General features: G+C 64.1%; 17 protein-coding genes. 3 read left to right on the top strand and 14 right to left on the bottom strand.

The window, feature by feature from the left end:
• Positions 1 to 571: 571 nt before the first annotated feature.
• From CJ179_RS14305 to CJ179_RS14260, 10 genes are all read right to left on the bottom strand, one after another.
• A complete protein-coding gene (locus CJ179_RS14305) occupies positions 572 to 1,048 on the bottom strand; it encodes a hypothetical protein (RefSeq protein WP_143548901.1) in 477 nt (158 codons plus the stop codon).
• 325 nt (positions 1,049 to 1,373) lie between these two features.
• The gene (locus tag CJ179_RS14300; RefSeq protein ID WP_095861998.1) at positions 1,374 to 1,787 is read right to left on the bottom strand and encodes a nuclear transport factor 2 family protein; all 414 of its coding nucleotides are present in this window, start codon (positions 1,785 to 1,787) and stop codon (positions 1,374 to 1,376) included.
• Between the two features lie 12 nt (positions 1,788 to 1,799).
• A complete protein-coding gene (locus CJ179_RS14295) occupies positions 1,800 to 2,753 on the bottom strand; it encodes a cyclase family protein (protein ID WP_095861997.1) in 954 nt (317 codons plus the stop codon).
• A gap of 13 nt (positions 2,754 to 2,766) precedes the next feature.
• Positions 2,767 to 3,693: an SDR family NAD(P)-dependent oxidoreductase gene (locus CJ179_RS14290; protein WP_095861966.1), complete on the bottom strand. Its 927-nt coding sequence runs from the start codon at positions 3,691 to 3,693 to the stop codon at positions 2,767 to 2,769.
• Between the two features lie 29 nt (positions 3,694 to 3,722).
• Positions 3,723 to 5,321, bottom strand: coding sequence for an NAD(P)/FAD-dependent oxidoreductase (locus CJ179_RS14285; protein WP_218834821.1), 1,599 nt, complete (start codon positions 5,319 to 5,321; stop codon positions 3,723 to 3,725).
• 28 nt (positions 5,322 to 5,349) lie between these two features.
• Complete coding sequence (locus tag CJ179_RS14280) at positions 5,350 to 6,354, bottom strand: hypothetical protein (RefSeq protein WP_218834826.1); 1,005 nt, start codon at positions 6,352 to 6,354, stop codon at positions 5,350 to 5,352.
• A gap of 135 nt (positions 6,355 to 6,489) precedes the next feature.
• Positions 6,490 to 7,470, bottom strand: a complete 981-nt coding sequence (locus CJ179_RS14275; RefSeq protein WP_306454243.1) for a cytochrome P450 — start codon at positions 7,468 to 7,470, stop codon at positions 6,490 to 6,492.
• 300 nt (positions 7,471 to 7,770) lie between these two features.
• The gene (locus CJ179_RS14270) at positions 7,771 to 7,965 is read right to left on the bottom strand and encodes a ferredoxin (protein ID WP_095861995.1); all 195 of its coding nucleotides are present in this window, start codon (positions 7,963 to 7,965) and stop codon (positions 7,771 to 7,773) included.
• Between the two features lie 173 nt (positions 7,966 to 8,138).
• Positions 8,139 to 8,879, bottom strand: a complete 741-nt coding sequence (locus tag CJ179_RS14265) for an SDR family NAD(P)-dependent oxidoreductase (RefSeq protein WP_257015517.1) — start codon at positions 8,877 to 8,879, stop codon at positions 8,139 to 8,141.
• Between the two features lie 33 nt (positions 8,880 to 8,912).
• On the bottom strand, positions 8,913 to 9,311 hold the full coding sequence (locus tag CJ179_RS14260; protein ID WP_095861994.1) for a carboxymuconolactone decarboxylase family protein: 399 nt from the start codon (positions 9,309 to 9,311) through the stop codon (positions 8,913 to 8,915).
• 456 nt (positions 9,312 to 9,767) lie between these two features.
• Here CJ179_RS14260 and CJ179_RS14255 point away from each other — a divergent pair, with 456 nt between their 5' ends.
• Together CJ179_RS14255 and CJ179_RS14250 are read left to right on the top strand one after the other, a co-directional pair.
• Positions 9,768 to 10,193 carry a nuclear transport factor 2 family protein gene (locus CJ179_RS14255; protein WP_095861993.1) on the top strand — a complete coding sequence of 142 codons (426 nt, stop codon included), beginning with the start codon at positions 9,768 to 9,770 and terminating at the stop codon, positions 10,191 to 10,193.
• 92 nt (positions 10,194 to 10,285) lie between these two features.
• Complete coding sequence (locus CJ179_RS14250) at positions 10,286 to 11,095, top strand: TetR/AcrR family transcriptional regulator (protein ID WP_095861992.1); 810 nt, start codon at positions 10,286 to 10,288, stop codon at positions 11,093 to 11,095.
• Positions 11,096 to 11,246: 151 nt separating this feature from the next.
• Here the strand turns inward: CJ179_RS14250 and dmpG are convergent, their stop codons facing one another.
• From dmpG to CJ179_RS14235, 3 genes are read right to left on the bottom strand one after another with little or no spacing between them, the layout of a single operon-like run.
• Positions 11,247 to 12,269: a 4-hydroxy-2-oxovalerate aldolase gene (gene dmpG, locus CJ179_RS14245; protein ID WP_095861991.1), complete on the bottom strand. Its 1,023-nt coding sequence runs from the start codon at positions 12,267 to 12,269 to the stop codon at positions 11,247 to 11,249.
• Positions 12,266 to 13,252 carry an acetaldehyde dehydrogenase (acetylating) gene (locus CJ179_RS14240; protein ID WP_095861990.1) on the bottom strand — a complete coding sequence of 329 codons (987 nt, stop codon included), beginning with the start codon at positions 13,250 to 13,252 and terminating at the stop codon, positions 12,266 to 12,268. Before CJ179_RS14240 ends, dmpG begins: the two co-directional genes overlap by 4 nt.
• Before the next feature lie 2 nt (positions 13,253 to 13,254).
• Positions 13,255 to 14,058, bottom strand: coding sequence for a 2-keto-4-pentenoate hydratase (locus tag CJ179_RS14235; protein WP_095861989.1), 804 nt, complete (start codon positions 14,056 to 14,058; stop codon positions 13,255 to 13,257).
• A gap of 113 nt (positions 14,059 to 14,171) precedes the next feature.
• Between CJ179_RS14235 and CJ179_RS14230 the strand changes: the two genes are divergently transcribed.
• On the top strand, positions 14,172 to 14,900 hold the full coding sequence (locus CJ179_RS14230) for an IclR family transcriptional regulator (protein ID WP_373560148.1): 729 nt from the start codon (positions 14,172 to 14,174) through the stop codon (positions 14,898 to 14,900).
• A 72-nt stretch (positions 14,901 to 14,972) separates the two neighbouring features.
• Here the strand turns inward: CJ179_RS14230 and CJ179_RS14225 are convergent, their stop codons facing one another.
• Positions 14,973 to 16,082, bottom strand: a complete 1,110-nt coding sequence (locus CJ179_RS14225; protein ID WP_095861987.1) for an enoyl-CoA hydratase/isomerase family protein — start codon at positions 16,080 to 16,082, stop codon at positions 14,973 to 14,975.
• Between the last annotated feature and the right edge of the window lie 61 nt (positions 16,083 to 16,143).

The following is a 16,143-nucleotide window of genomic DNA, read 5'->3' as shown; positions in this document are numbered from 1 at the left end:
ATAAGATGTACCGATCGGTCGAGTTATCGACCGATCGCATCAGACACGGGCCTCGAGAGGTCTCCTCTCAACGGCCCCGACACACGAATGGTCGATGGACACACGGACATGTCGGAGGCCCCTGCCGACCTCACCTGAATCGATCTTTTCCGGCTACAGAAGGCTGACCGATTCATTGCCGCAGACCTAGGAGGTCTTCCCAATGCGCTTGCTCATCATTGACGCTGCGATTGCGTGCGCCACTCTGATCGCGCCTCGACGAACAGCCGTATCAATCAAACGAATCCTCACGGATATCGCGGTCGCACGAGCCGATGCACGGTGGTTGGCTATGGTCGCGAGCACACAAGAAGAGTCGTTTTCCAGCCATTCTTCTTTTCACACCGAACTGGCCGAGCCAAGATCCGCGACCCGTTAGGCCTGCATCGCACTGATCCATAGCTCGACTTCCGCCGATTTCCCATAAGAAAATTCGGCGTGCCCCAGGCGGGCACTCGCCCTCAGCAAGACTCCCCCGACGCCGCTCGCGCGATGCCCGCAAACATGCTGGACCACATCACATCACGACTTGTCAGGGCGCAACTTCGCTGACGATCAGCTCTGCGAACTCGGCCGCGATGAGTTCCTCGGTCGGGTTCGGTGCCAGTGGTATCAGAACGACCCCGTCGGCGATCCCCACCGCACAGATGTCCTGAATCAGGCCGCTCAGCCCCTGGACGGTACCTATGTATCTCATGGGGCGGCGACGCGGGTCGCAGGCATGCAACTCCGCGTGGGGAATTGCTCCGATATTTTCGAGGCGTGCAAGGGCGCGACGTGCCTCTCGGGCTGTCGTGTCGATGAGCACCTCGATCTCCAGCAGTAGAGGGCTGGCCTCCCGGTCCTCGATCGGAATCGAGCTGGATTGCCGTTGCGCGTCACCGAGGTCGGCTGCTACCAGCCGAGTGCTGGACGGGCTCACGCCTTTGCTCGGGTTCCCCGTGACCCAGACAATCTGAACTTCGTCTCGGTGCGTCATGTACACCACTGGCTCGGTCTTCATCTGCATGGCACCCATCTCGATTGCGGATCTGCCGGAAAGGCTTGACGTCACGCGGCCGTTCAGGCGGCCGGAAGTCGATTGTGCGGTGGCAGCGATATGCGTCCGCGGCTCACACGAGGGACACCCTGTTGAGCGCACACATCAACTTGCTCCGTTCCAGTGCAACAGCAAGACCAGAATCCCGCCACAACCGTTCTCGCACAGCGTATCCGCCCTCCGGCGTGAACATGTCATCCGAACGGCGTGCGCTCCGTACGAACGAGCACAGCCGCTGGGCGGCCCCGACGAGAGCATCCCCGCCGGGGGCCACCTGATGTGCGGTACAACCCAGTCAGGGCTGGAAGCCGATGTACTCGTCGGACCTGCGCCGTAGGAGCCAGCGTTCTCCGGACACCTCGAACTGATCGTGGTAGCGCGCGACGATCGCCACCGACCACCCGACGCCATCATTCTTCAGCATGATCACGTCACTCGTCGCCTTCGCTGTACGGTCGTTCCATTCGGTGAGGACCGTATTGGTGACCACGTGACGTTGGGGCTTGGCCGGATCCGGCTGCCAGCCCGGTTGCGAGAACGCCGCCCGGATGGCGTCGGTGCCCTCGAGCGTCTTGAAGCCGGGTATCTCGACCACCCCGTCCGGCCAGTACAACGCGACCATGTCGTCGACCCGGCCGTCGTCCTGTGCCTGGGCATGCGCGGCGATCGTCGCCTGAATCCCCGAGTGCACCTGTGCGTGTGTGCTCATCGGCCCGGTCTCCTACTTGAGCACGATCGGGGTGACGGGGGATCCGGCGGAGTTGGTGACCTTCAACCCCGGAGCGCAGAACAGGAACTCCCACACCCCATCGGCCTCACAGTCCGCCGCCAACTCCTCGAGGTTGAACATCTCCCCGAGCGTCAGACCCATATCCCGGATCACCACCTGATGGAACGGAATCGTCGCACCCGGAACCGGGCTCGGCCACACCTCACCCGAATGATTATCGATCGCCAACGCCGCCACCTCCCGGTCATAGAGCCACTGACAGGTATCGAGGCACGGACCCGGAGCATTACCCAAAAAATGCTCACGATCCCCCTCGAGGAACCACCGATACGACCCGGTCCGCAACAACACCACGTCACCGGACTCCACCCGCACCCCCTGCCGCTCCTCCGCCGCCAGCAGATCCGCCTCGGTGATCTCATACGAGTCCGCGAGCCGATCCACCCCCTTGAGCCGGGCGATGTCGAGCAACACCCCCCGCGAGATCAACCGATCCACCGCCTTGTGAAAGGAGTTGCGGGACGCACCCACAAAGTTGTTGACCGCACCCGCGGGCACACCGTTGTAGAACATCCCGCCATACCCCACATGCGCGAGCCCATCCCACTGCGTCGCCGACTGCAACCCGGTGATGATCATGTCATCCGCCGAGATCAACCCGTCCGCCGTCTTCGCCGTGTCCGACGGCAACAGCGTCATCACATGGATCGGATTGGTCCGCAACCCCCCACCCTTGAACGGGCCGTCCTTGTCGAACGGCATCCCCAGATCGAACGCCTTCCCGGTCCGCACCAACTGCGCCGCCGAAACCCGTTTGCCGGGGGTGACGAAGTTCAGCGTGCCGATCTCGTCGCCCTCACCCCACCGCCCCCAGTTGCTCAGCTTGCGACCGAGCTCCTGGTGCGGCCACACCTTCTCACCGCTGCCATCGCTGCCATCGCTCATGGTGTCGTCCTCCTCATCGGTGTGCCATGTAGTGCGTCACGCAGTCCATGAGACTGTCGGGAATGTAGTAGTCGGAACGGTTCTCGATCTGCGGCAGGTTGTCGACGACATCGGCGATGGTGGCATGGTGCGGATCGGGGTGCAGGTACCCCTCCGTGGCACCGAGGAACAGGTGCGCGAACCGCCCGGCCCCCGCCAGATAGGTCTGCCCGCTGACCTCACACGCCTCGTGCGCCAGGTAACCCACCATCGGAGCCACCAGCGCCGGGTCCATGTCGGACTTCGGCTCGTCCCTCCCCTTCCGCACCTGGTCCATGCCGTCCGACGGGGCACCACCCATCCGCGTCATCGCATTCGGTGCGATCACATTGATCTTGATATCGTGCTCGCCCGCCGAGAGCGTCATGCTGTTCGCCATCCCGATCACCGCCGCCTTCGCCGTGGCATACCCGAGGTTGTCCGGCAACCCGAACATCCCGATCGAGGTGGTGATGACGATCCGCCCGTAGTTCTGCTCGAGCATGTGCGGCCACGCCGCACGGGAGGTGTGGAACGCACCCATGACGTGGACGGCGAGGTGACTGTCGATGTTGTCCGCGTCCACGTCGGGCAGACCACCGAACCGGACATTGCCCGCATTGTTGACGACGACATCGATCCGCCCGAAATGCTCCACCGCCGTCTCGATCACCCGCCGGCCACCGGCGACGGTCGAGATGTCGCTGACGTCGGCGACCGCGACTCCGCCGGCGTCGACGATCTCCTGCGCAACGATCTGCGCCGGAGTGGCGTCCGCACCCGCCCCTGCGATCGAGCCGCCGAGATCGTTCACCACCACCCTGGCACCCAACCCGCCGAGCAGATGCGCATAGGCCCGCCCGATCCCGCGACCGGCCCCGGTCACCACCGCGACCCGACCGTCGAACCTGTATTTCTCCATCGCCAAAACCTTCTGTGTTGATTGCCGATTCACGACAGGAAACGCGCGTACTTCGAGTCCAGGACCCCGCGCAACGCCTCCCGCAACTTCGGCCGGCCACCCGGGTTGAGCAGGAAACTGCGGGGCTTACCCGCAATGTTGGTGCCGTAGAAGTAGCTGGCCTCCCCGAACGAGGAATGCACGGCCAGTTCTTCGATCATCTGGTTCCACTTCTGCTCCAGATCCGCGGGCACCTCCATCACCGTGGACCCCCGCTCACGCATGAACTCGATCGCATCGGCGACGAAGTCCACCTGATCCTCGGCATAGCGGGGGTTGTTGCCCGCCGCGCCGTGCGGGCCACCCGGGAAGAAGAAGTTCGGGAACTGCCGGCACATCGTGCCGGCGAACGTGCGCGGACCACCCGCCCAGTACTCCTCCAACGCCAGACCACCACGCCCACGAACACCCATCCTCGTCAGCGCACCGGTCCCGAAGTCGAACCCCGATGCCCACACGATGATGTCGAATTCCTCGAGCCCGTCCGCCGTTTCGATGCCGGTCTCGGTCACCCGCAGGATCGGAGTCGCCGTGATGTCGACCAGCGACACCCTCGGATTGTTGTACGCCTCGAAGTAGTCCGTCGTGAACGGTGGCCGCTTCGCCGCCCAACCATGATCCCGCGGGATCAACTTCTCCGCGGTCTCGGGGTCCGTGACGATGCCCCGGATCTTCTCCGCCATGAACCGGCACCAGTCCTCGTTGGCGGCGGAGTCGGTCATCGTGTCGGCGTAATTGCTGATCACCTTCGAGAAGCCGGGGCTGGTCCACATCTTCTCGTACCGCGCCCACCGCTGCTCCTCGGTGTCCTCGAACGCCTTCCGCGTGTCCCGCTGATGCAAAAAGCCGCTGTCGGACGCGTTCAGGATCTCCCGCATCTGCTCGAAATCCGCTTTGAGCTGCTCGTACTGCTCGGCCGAGATCGGCTCGTTCGCCAACGGAGTGCACCAGTTCGGTGTCCGCTGGTACACCGTCAACGATTCCACCTCGTCCGCGATCACCGGAATGATCTGCACACCACTCGAACCCGTCCCGATCACCGCGACCCGCTTACCGGTGAAGTCCACCGGCTCGTCCGGCCACAACCCGGTGTGATGCGACACCCCCCGGAAATCCTCCCGGCCCGGCACCGCCGGGAACGCCGGAACCGACAACACCCCCGTCGCAGCGACAACGAACCGCGCCCGCACCACGCTGCCATCGCTCGCGGACACCAACCAGGTGCCCGACTCCTCCTCGAACACCGCCGAGATCACCCGGGCACCGAACCGGATCAGCCGACGCAAATCCAACGCGTCGACCACATAATTGAAGTACCGCTCGTTCTCCGCCTGACCGGCGAACCGCTCGGTCCACTCCCACCCGTCGAACAACTCCCGCGAAAACAAGTACCCGTAGGTGTAACTCTCCGAATCCAACCGCGCACCCGGATACCGATTCCAGAACCACACCCCACCGACCCCACCACCCGCCTCCAACGCCAGCGTCGAAAACCCCGCCTCACGAGCCCGATACAACTGATGGACACCGGTCACCCCGGCACCGACCACCAACACATCAACGGACGTAACAGCATCCACCGCACTCATCAACATTCCCTCTCATCGCATCCCGCAATCACCGCGCAACCCGCCGATCGCCCGACATCACGACAGTCGTGAACCCCCACGGAATCCCCAGGCTCGAAGCCGGATCCGTGACGATGACCTCATCGGTGCGGACCCGCAGGTCCACACCCTGCTCCTTCAGATGCCGCTCCACCCGATCCAGATCCACGACCTTCCAGGTGATCGCATGATAGGTATCGTTTGGGGCCGCCCCCGCCCAGTCCGCATACGCCGCGGTCCCCGCATCCGGGACCGCGTACTCGAACACCGCATCCGCCAGCTGCACAAACGTGCTGCTCGCACCGAGCACCTCGTTGCGACCGCGGTGAATCACGTTGCCCCCCAATCCGTCCACCATCACCCGCAACGCCCGCTCCGGGCGATCGGTCAACACCGTGTGATGCGAACACCGCTCGATGCCCAGCGGATCATCATCGGACACCGCCGGCACCTCCCACCCCGGCACCAGCCGATGATCCAGGGGGAACGGAATCTGCGGCAAGAACTCGTACCGCAAACCCGCACTCTCCGGCACCGTGAAAAAGATCGGCATCGGCGACCCCGGCGCCGACGGCGGATCGTCGCCGTCGGCAACCTCCCCCCGCTGCCCCACCATGGCGATTCCGAGCTCCCTGAGCCGGCGATAGGCATCGGCGATGCCGTCGACATACCACCCGAACCCCTTCAGATGCGGCCGGTCGACACTCGCATACTGCTGAACACCATCGAGCACATACCGTTTCGGATCAATCGTGTCGAACAGCACATCACTGATCGGAGTGAACGTCGAGTAATCCGTCGGATACCCCTCACTCGCCGGAGCCTTTTTCGTCATCTCCGCAATCGGCCGGCTCGGTCGGCCGAAGACCCGCCCGAACCACGCCTCCGCCTCGCGGAGATCGGTCACGTGATGACTCGGATGATACAACCGCGTCAGATGAAACTGCTGTTGGTCGGTACCCGACATAGATGTCCTCCTCCACTTCGCTTCGGGCGTATGGCCGCCCGGTAGCATTTCGTAATCAAACGGGTGTGATCCCTTGCGACCGAGCCTGGTCAGTCGATCGCCACCGAGGTCTCAGGTCTCCTCATGGCCGTTGGTGATCCGAGATCTTCTCTGCACCACACGGACACAGGACGGAAGCAGGTACTACCAGGCGACTGGCAGCTCGTAGATCCCGTAGGCCTGCGAATCCTCCTTGAATTTCAGCTCGGAGATGTCGGCGTCGAGCCGCAGCGTCGGGATACGACGGAAGAGCGTGCTGAAGACGACGTGCAGCTCGATGCGCGCCAGCTGCTGTCCGACGCACTGATGCGGGCCCCACCCGAAGGCGAGATGATGCGACGAGGTACGGGTCAGATCCAGCTTCCCGGGTTCGGGAAACGCCTCGGCGTCCCAGTTCGCCGCCGGAAGGGAGACGATCACGCCCTCGCCCGCCCGGATGGTCTCGCCGTCGAACTCGATGTCGTCGATTACCGCCCGACGCGCCAGCAGATGGGGAAGGGTCAAGTACCGCAACAGTTCCTCGACGGCGTTGGTCACGAATTTCGAGTCGTCGGATTGCTCCCGCAGGACTGCAAGCTGCTCTTCATTCTGAAGCATTAGTGCGGTGCCCAGGGTAATCATGTTGGCGCTGGTGTCGTGACCGGCGACGAGCAGGATGAGCCCGAGGCGAGAGGCCTCGTCGAGCGTCAGCTCGGCGTCCTTCACGCGTGTCCCCAGGTCGGACAGGAGGTCCTCGGCGGGTTCGCCCATCTTTGCGTTGATCAGCTGCGATATGTAGCGGCGAAGTTCGGCGATCGTTTCGGCCGCTTCCTCCGGGGTCTTGTTCACTGAATTGGTGACGCCGGCATGCCTGTGGAAGAACTCGTGATCCTCATAAGGCACTCCGAGAAGCTCACAGATCATCAGTGACGGCAGCGGCAGCGCCAGTGCCTCGTTCAGCTCTATCGGGTTGGGGCCGGCCAGCATCTGGTCGATGAGGTCGTCGGTGATCTGCTGAATCGCAGGCCTGAGCTTCTCCATCCGGCGACGGGTGAAGGAGCTCGTCAGCATCCGCCGCCAACGGCTATGCTCCTCTCCGTCGGTGTTGTTGATCGACGGTTGCATCTCGCCGGCGTGCGCCTTCATCGCGGGGGTAGTGTGCGGGTACCCCGGGCGCCAGATGTTCGCACTCACCCTCGGGTCCGTCAGTATCCGACGCTGCGCTGCGTGACTGGTGATCAGCCACGGTGTGCTGCCGTCCCACGACCTCACGCGACGAATGGATTTTTCGTCCTCGTGCAACTCGAGCAAGCCCGGGGGTGGCGCAAATGGGCATTCGCCCGACCTGGGCATCGGGTACTCCGGGATCTCCGCAGTCTCGACGGTCTCCGTCATGTTTGTCCCTTTTCTTTGCCGTCTTATCCGAATGGCGATTGCAGAACCGGGCTATTCCTCGATACTGATGGCGAGAGCCGGACACACCGCCGCTGCCTGCCGGACGTCGTTGGCCAATTCGGCTGGAGGAGAAGGGTTCAGGAGCACGACGATTCCGTCCTCGTCGCGCTGGTCGAATACGTCCGCCGCAGCGCTCACGCACTGTCCGGCAGCGACGCACTTCTCCTCGTCAATGACAACCTTCATGGTGCTCCTCGTGATTTTTCGGTGAAATGGGAGTGGGGGGTCGCGAGCGCAGCATTCCCTCCGACACCGTTGCGATTCAAAACGTGACCGCGATCATATCTCGACCGGTCGGTCTAATCAATAGGAGATGCTTGTAGCCTCCGACTCGATCAGAATTTCAGCTGCCGATAACCTCAGACGAGGTAGCGACCACCGTTGACGCTGAGCGTCTGCCCGGTCACGTACGCAGCCTCCTCCGATACCAGGTAGGACACAGCGTGCGCGATATCCTCGGGCTTCCCGGGACGCTTCATCGGCATCTTCGCCGCCACCGCGTCCAGATCGAAACCCTCACGGAGCAGAGGCGTGTCCACGAAGCCCGGCGGGACGTTGTTCACCGTGATCCCCCGTCCGGCAAACTCGATGGCAAGCGCCTTGGTCAAGCCGATGACACCGCCCTTCGACGCCGCATAATGGCCGAGCGCCGGCGCGCCGGTCTGCGCGGACGACGACGAAATGTTCACGATCCGCCCCCACCCGGTCTCCAACATGTCGGGAACGAACTCCCGGGTGACAAGGAAGGGCCCCTTGAGGTTGATCCGCATCATGTGATCCCAGGACTCCTCGGTGAGGTCCGTGAAGGGCACGTAATTGGTGATACCGGCATTGTTGACGAGAATCGTGACCGCACCGAGCTCCTCCCGGGTGCGGGCCGCCGCCTCCGCCACCGCGGAGGCATCGGCCGCGTCACCGACGACGGCGATCGCCTTTCCGCCGCCCTCGCGAATAGCGCCGACCGTTTCCTCCGCGCCGTCCGCGTTGATATCCCACACCGCCACCGTCGCACCTCGACCTGCCAGCACCGTGGCGATGGCACGCCCCAGCCCCCGGCCACCGCCGGTCACGACCGCACTTCTTCCATCCAGCGTCATCATGGTTCCTCTCCTTTGATTGATCCGCCGCGCCTGCTATTCGCCGAGCGCCTCACGCGCAGCCTTCCGGGCAGCCATCGACCGAGGGAACCCGGCATAGCCGCCCGCGTGGTAGATGACCTCGGCAATTTCATCCCTGGTCAGACCGTTGTTCAACGCGATCCGCACGTGACTCTCGAGCTCGTCGCTGGCGCCCAGGGCAATGAGAATCCCCAGCGTAACCAAGCTGCGGTCGCGTCGCCCAAGCCCTTCGCGGGCCCAGAGAGCCGACCAGACACTGATCAAGCCGATTTCGACAATGTCCTCGCCCAGACGTCCATCGCGCAGGTCGCCGTCTCCCATCGATGACGCCCCGGGCACGATCGAGCGCATCGTCTCGAGCCCCAAGGCACGCAAGTCGGTCGACTGGGTGCTCTCAGTGGTGCTCTCAGTCATTGCTCAAGTCTCCTGTCGCGCAGCGTTTCCGGTGCGGCATGTTCACGCGGGGCGCTTCCAGCTGATTGAGGGCCGCCTTGACGCTTGGCGACGCGTAGCCCGAATGACTCTTATACCGATCGGTCGAATTTACTATCGATTCGACCTTACGGGAGCGCGGTGGGTACTTGCAATGCCCGCGGTACGGCAAATTTGTTGAGGCACAGCTGAAGCGGAATGGTGAAACGGTCAGGCGATTCAGCTGGAGCCCCATTGATTGTATCGACCAGTACATCTATGATTGCCGATGCCACGTTGTGCGCCTCGCGTGTCCGCTGCTGACGGATGATCGTGCTCGGTGAGCACCGCTCGGGGTCTCCCCGGCGGCCGACCGGGCCGGTGCGCGTGCCGACGTCCGGCGACATTCGCCCCGACTCCGCCACCTCCGGCGGCGGCCCGACGACACCCAGGAGCCCCATGACCCTCACAACTGCGCAGGGACCCGAAGGCCAGACCGAGGCCGAGGTCACCGAGGGGGTTCGTCGCGCAATCGCGGCGTACTGCCACGCGCTCGACGACGGCCGAGTCGACGATCTCGTCGCGCTCTTCACATCCGACGGCAGGTCCGCGTTGCCCGGCATGGACACAGTCGAGGGACACGATGCGCTGCGGGATCTGTATCGAGCACTGGTGCCACAGGCTCCCCAACGTCATCTCGTCTTCAACACCGTCATCAGCAATCGGGAGGACGGGCGAATCGGCGCTGTCAGCGACCTCGTATTCCTGACGAAGAGCGAATCCGGCTGGACGATCACCCTGGTCGGCCGGTACGAGGACCTCCTCCGCCGCGAGGGGGAGTACTGGCGTTTCGAGCACCGCGCGCTCGCGTTCACCGCACCCTGACGGTCTGGGTGGCCGACTCCCTCCTGCGACACGCCGCCAGATGCACCGAGGGGGTTCGCGATGCCGGTGGAGACCGCATAAGCTCATAAGCCATGCCAAGACCACCAGGGCACGGACCGGGTTACGAGATCAAGCGCCAGGACATCATCGACCAGGCCGCCGCGCTGTTCGCCAAGAACGGCTACGCCTCCACCGGCATCGCTGAGATCATCGAAGTAACCGGTCTGGCCAGGGGCGCCCTCTACTACTACATCGGATCCAAGGAGAACCTCCTCGTCGAGATCCAGAACCGGGTGATGGAGCCCCTGCTGGTCTCGGTACGCCGCATTGTCGCCCTCGACGAAGACCCCGTCCTGTGTCTCCGGATGCTGTCCCAGGCCCTCCTGGAAAACATCCTCGCCAGGCTCGACCACGTCTGGGTCTACGAACACGACTACCGCAACCTGCGGGGAGCCAACCTGTCACGGATGCTTCGGCAGCGCCGCGAATTCGAAGACCTCGTCGAGGAACTTCTGGTCGCCGCCATGGAAGCCGGATCCTTCCGCAAGATGGACCCTCATCTGGCTACACGACAGTTCCTCAACATGCACAACCACACGTATCAATGGGTAGAGCCCGGCGGCGATTGGGATGCGGAATTGCTCTCCCGGGAATACTGCGCCACCCTCTTCTTCGGATTCCGCAGCCCGGACTACCACAACGAGCACCTCGACGACCGCATCCGCGAATACAACGCCAAACGACAGACCGCCATCCCGCAACCGATCGCCACAAATGACGAGCCCGCAGGCGCAGGTGCTCCCGTCGAGCAGCGAGGAGAGCCCGGCACGCGGAGCAAGAAGCGCGGGCAAGCAGGTGCTCGAAGTTCGGGAGGTCGCACCCGACGCGCTGATCCGGCCTGACCTCAGCACCGAGGTCGGCAACCCAGCCTGCAGCACTCTGAGATCGAGCCGCCTACTTGGAGTCAGCGACGCACGTGTCTCCCCGATTCCAGAACATCGGGGAGACAACGTAGTCCGCAGAACGGAGGAGATCGGCCCTGAGCGTTTCAGCTCAGTTCGATTGCAGTTCCCGCTGAGCGATCAGGTCCAGTGCGATGTCGATCAGCATGTCCTCCTGTCCACCGACGAGGCGGCGGCGACCTACCTCGACGAGCAGATCGCGGGTGTCTACCCCGTATTCGTTCGCGGCGTTCTCGGCGTGCCGCAGGAACGACGAGTAGACGCCGGCATATCCGAGTGTGAGGGTCTCCCGGTCGACTCGGACCGGCCGATCCTGCAGTGGGCGGACCAGGTCGTCCGCCGCGTCCTGGAGTTTGAACACGTCACAGCGGTGGTCCCACCCGGTGAGGTCCGCGACCGCGATGAAGGCCTCGATGGGGCAGTTGCCCGCTCCCGCACCCTGCCCCGCCAGCGACGCATCGACCCGATAGGCGCCTTCTTCGACGGCGACGACCGAGTTGGCGACCGACAGTGACAGGTTCTCGTGTGCGTGGATGCCCAGTTGGGTCGTCGGGTCGAGCACGTCACGGTATGCGCGGATGCGGTCGCGGACACCATTCATGGTCAGTCGCCCGCCGGAGTCGGTGACATACACGCAGTGCGCTCCGTAGGACTCCATGAGTTTGGCCTGTTCGGCCAGCTCTGCCGGTGGTGCCATGTGCGACATCATGAGGAAGCCGGACACGTCCATCCCGATGTCGCGGGCGGTTTCGATGTGCTGTTGCGCGACGTCGGCTTCGGTGCAGTGCGTGGCGATGCGAACCGAACGCACTCCGAGGGAGTAGGCAGTTCTCAGTGACTCCGCGGTGCCGATGCCAGGGACGAGCAGGGAGGTCAGTTTTGCATTCTTGATGGCCGCGGCCGCCGCCTCGATCCATTCCCAGTCGGTGTGGGAGCCCGGGCCGTAGTTGATCGATCCGCCGCCGAGGCCGTCACCGTGCGTAACTTCGATGGCATCGACACCGGCGTCGTCGAGTGCCGTGACGATGCGCGTTATGTCGGTGGGATCGATGCGGTGCCGGATGGCGTGCATACCGTCGCGGAGGGTGACGTCCTGGATGTAGAGATCGGTCATGCCCTGGCACTTTCTGTGTGGTTGGCGTTCAGCCGCTCGGCGATCCGTTCGCCGGTACGGAGCGCCGCGGAGGTCATGATGTCGAGGTTGCCCGCATAGGCCGGCAGGTAGTGCGCGGCGCCCTCGACCTCGAGGAAGACACCGACGCGGTGGCTTGCCCGGACCTCGCCGACGCCTTTGCCGAGCAGGGTGTGGATGGGTTCGCCGTCGGGGATTCGGGTGAATTGAACGGCTTGCTTGAGGCGATAGCCGGGCACGTATTCGGCGACGGCGGCGACCATCTCCTCGATCGACGTGCGGATCTGGTCGAGTGCGGTTTCGTCGGGGTCGTCGATCAGGCAGAACACGGTATCCCGCATGATCAGGGGCGGCTCGGCCGGATTGAGGATGATGATCGCTTTACCTGTCCAGGCACCGCCCACAGCTTCGATCGCGTTGGCGGTGGTCTCGGTGAACTCGTCGATGTTGGCGCGGGTACCGGGACCGGCGGACTTGCTCGAAACCGAGGCGATGATCTCCGCGTAGGGGACGTCGGTGACGCGGGAGACGGCGTACACGATCGGGATCGTCGCTTGACCACCGCAGGTCACCATGTTGACGTTGTCCTCGTCGATGGACACCTCGCCGTTGACGGGTGGCACGACGAACGGGCCGATCGCTGCGGGGGTGAGGTCGACGAGCTTCTTGCCGAACGGGGCGAGTTTGGCGGCGTTGGCGCGATGGGCGCCCGCCGAGGTGGCATCGAAGATGATGTCGATGTCGGCGAACCCGTCCATGTCGATCAGGCCGTCGACTCCCTCGGCGGTGATCGGCACTCCCAATCGGGCGGCGCGGGCAAGTCCGTCCGACGCCGGATCGATGCCCACCATCGCGGCCACCTCGAGTGATTCCGAAATCCGGATGACCTTGATCATCAGGTCGGTGCCGATGTTGCCGGAACCGATAATGGCGACCTTCGTCGTCCCTGAGCTTCCAGTTCTCATATCTACTCCTTGGAGAAGTTTGCGGTCACGGAGCCGAGACCGCTGACCGTCGCGGTGACGAGGTCACCGGGCTGGACTGCCGCCATCGGGCCGAGTGCCCCGGAGAGGATGACCTGGCCGGCGCGTAGCGGATCCCCGAAGGTGCTTGCTTGGCGTGCCAACCACACGACAGCATTGATCGGATCGTCGAGGCACGCGGCGCCGTTGCCCTCGGACACCTGCGTTCCGTTGACGGTCATGGTCATCTCGACGTTTACTGGTTCGATCTCGTCAAGTGTTTTGCGGGTCGCGCCGAGGACGTAGAGGGCGCTCGACCCGTTGTCGGCAACGGTGTCACCGAAGGTGATGTCCCAGTTTTGGATTCGGGAGTCGACGATCTCGATGGCGGCCGTCACGTAGTCGACCGCCGCGCGGATCTGCTGATCGTCCAGCGGTCCGGTGTCGAGGTCGCCCTTGAGGACGAAGGCGACCTCGGCTTCGACCTTCGGCTGCAGGAGCCGGCTCATCGGGATGGTGTGGCCGTCACCGTAGGCCATGTCGTCGAACAGGTAGCCGAGGTCGGGCTGATCCACACCGATCTGTGCCTGTACGGCGCGTGAGGTCAGGCCGACTTTCCGGCCGACGACCTTCGCGCCGGTGGCGAGCCTGGCCGCTGTTCCGCGGGCCTGCACAGCGTAGGCCGCGGCCATGTCGGTAGATCCGATCAGATCGCGGACGGGCTGACAGGGCACCCCGGTTGCGGCCGCCGCCAGCAGGCGGTCCGACGCCGCGTCGATCTCATACGAGCGAGTTTGCATGGTGCCCATGCTGGATGGTGCACAGATCTCGCGCCACCATTTAGTTCCTCTCAGTGGAACCAGCGCATAAAATGGTTTGTGTGTCCGTGGATTTGGATCCCTCATCGGTGCTCGGGAAGGTCATGGTGATCCTGCACGCCTTCGCACCGGAAGACCATGGAGTCGGTTTCGCGGAGTTGCAGCGGCGCACGGGCATGCCCAAGGCGACGCTGCACCGGACAGCCGGCGATCTGGTCGCCGCGGGGTTGCTGGACCGGGTGGACGGCGTCTTCCACCTGGGCTCACACCTGTTCGAATTGGGGATGCGCGCATCCGTCGAGCGCACTCTCGTCGAAGTCGCGACACCGTTCATGGAGGATCTGTACGAGCGCACCCACGAGATCGTTCATCTCGGGGTCCGCAACGGCGCCGATGTGCTCTACCTCGCCAAAGTGGCCGGCCATCGAGGCCCACGGGCACCGTCTCGGGTGGGAGGACGGATGCCCGTGTACGCCACGGCATTGGGCAAAGCACTTCTCGCCCACGCACCCGAGGCCGAGCGAATCGAGGTGCTTTCGGCGCCGATGCCGCGGCGAACCCCGCGCACCATCACCACCCCTGATCGGTTGCGGCAGCAGCTCGACCGCGTGCTCGAGACCGGGGTCGCGTTCGAACACGAGGAAGCGACGGTCGGTGTGCTCTGCGTGGGCGCGCCGATTCTCGGACCAGACGGCCGACCGGTGGCCGCAATCAGCATCGCCGGCCAGGCCACCCGGTTTCGCCCCTCCGATCACGTCGCACCCGTTCTGGCCGCTGCCGCCGGCATCGCTACCACGCTGAAACGACGCGCCGAGATGTCAGAAGGACACTGACCGTATGCCGTTCGAGTAATTCCGGACCACCAGCAAATCCCGCCCCAGATGACCCGAACGTCCCGCTCCGGGCTAAGCCGATGGCGGCGGCAAGGTCGACAGGCCAGACACGCGATGTGCATCAGTGATCTCGTCGACGAGACCCCACGCGAGTGCAGTGTGGGCATCGAGAGGAGCCCCGGTCGAACTCATCCAGAACGCGCGCCATCGACCGATTCGGCGCGGCACGCTCACCGTTCCCCCGGCTCCGGGGATCAACCCCATCGACACCTCCGGCAGCCGGAAAACAGCGTCCGGAGAAGCCACGATTCTGCCGGCGAATGCCGGAACCTCTATTCCGGCTCCAACGCAACTACCGTGCACCCGGACCTCGATCCGACCGGCTATCTGCGCCATCAGCCGTCCGGCGCCGGCGCGAGTGCGGATGAGATGGGCAGTCGCCAGATCAGGGGTGGTGCCGAACTCGTCGAGATCGCCACCCGCACAGAACGAAGGCCCGGATCCGGCAAGAATGATCTCGGAGATAGTCTCGTCCGCGATCGCCAGCATCAGCGCTTCGACCAGCCCGTCTCGGACCTCGGCGCCGTAGGCGTTGCGGCGCTCCGGCCGGTTGAGAGTGATCGACAACTGATCGTTCTCCCGCCAGAGCAATACGGGTTCCTGCGGAGATGGCGGCGGCAACGGACGGGGGCCTCGACGTTCGAGCCAGCGCCGAAATCCCGGGGTGCCGAGAAGGGTGGAATAAGCCAGCGATTCGACGTCGATTGCCTGCCGCACGGGAAGTCCCTCGGACAAACGCAGAACCTGACCGAGCAGCATCGCAGCGTGCACGTTTGCGGACACTACCTCGAACAGTTCGGCGATCGCAGCGTCTGGATCGATCGCTCCGACGAGCCGACGGTCGCTCGGCATGGCCTCACCGACGATCGTGGTGTCGAGAGCGGAGACGAGGCCTTCGACCACCTCCGGCAATGGTCCCGGCTGACGGCGCAACCCGACAAGCAGCCGGTCGGCACTCAGTGCTCGTTCGGTCGCACGGGCAGCGGTACCAGCATCGACTGCTGCGTCGAGATCCACAATTATCATCGGAGTGTCAACGGCCGCCTCTTCGGCGAGCAACGCGGCATCGGCGGCACCGTCCGCGAGATCGCGAGGAGAGAATGAAGCCTGCGCAGTATCCATACGGAACAGCTTGCCAGCATAGGATCGAGAAGTGTCACCCACTCCGTCGCTCACGCACTCG

Source organism: Rhodococcus sp. ACS1 (assembly GCF_002300155.1).
Classification (GTDB): Bacteria; Actinomycetota; Actinomycetes; order Mycobacteriales; family Mycobacteriaceae; genus Rhodococcus_F; species Rhodococcus_F koreensis.
This window is presented reverse-complemented; position numbering and strand designations above follow the sequence as displayed.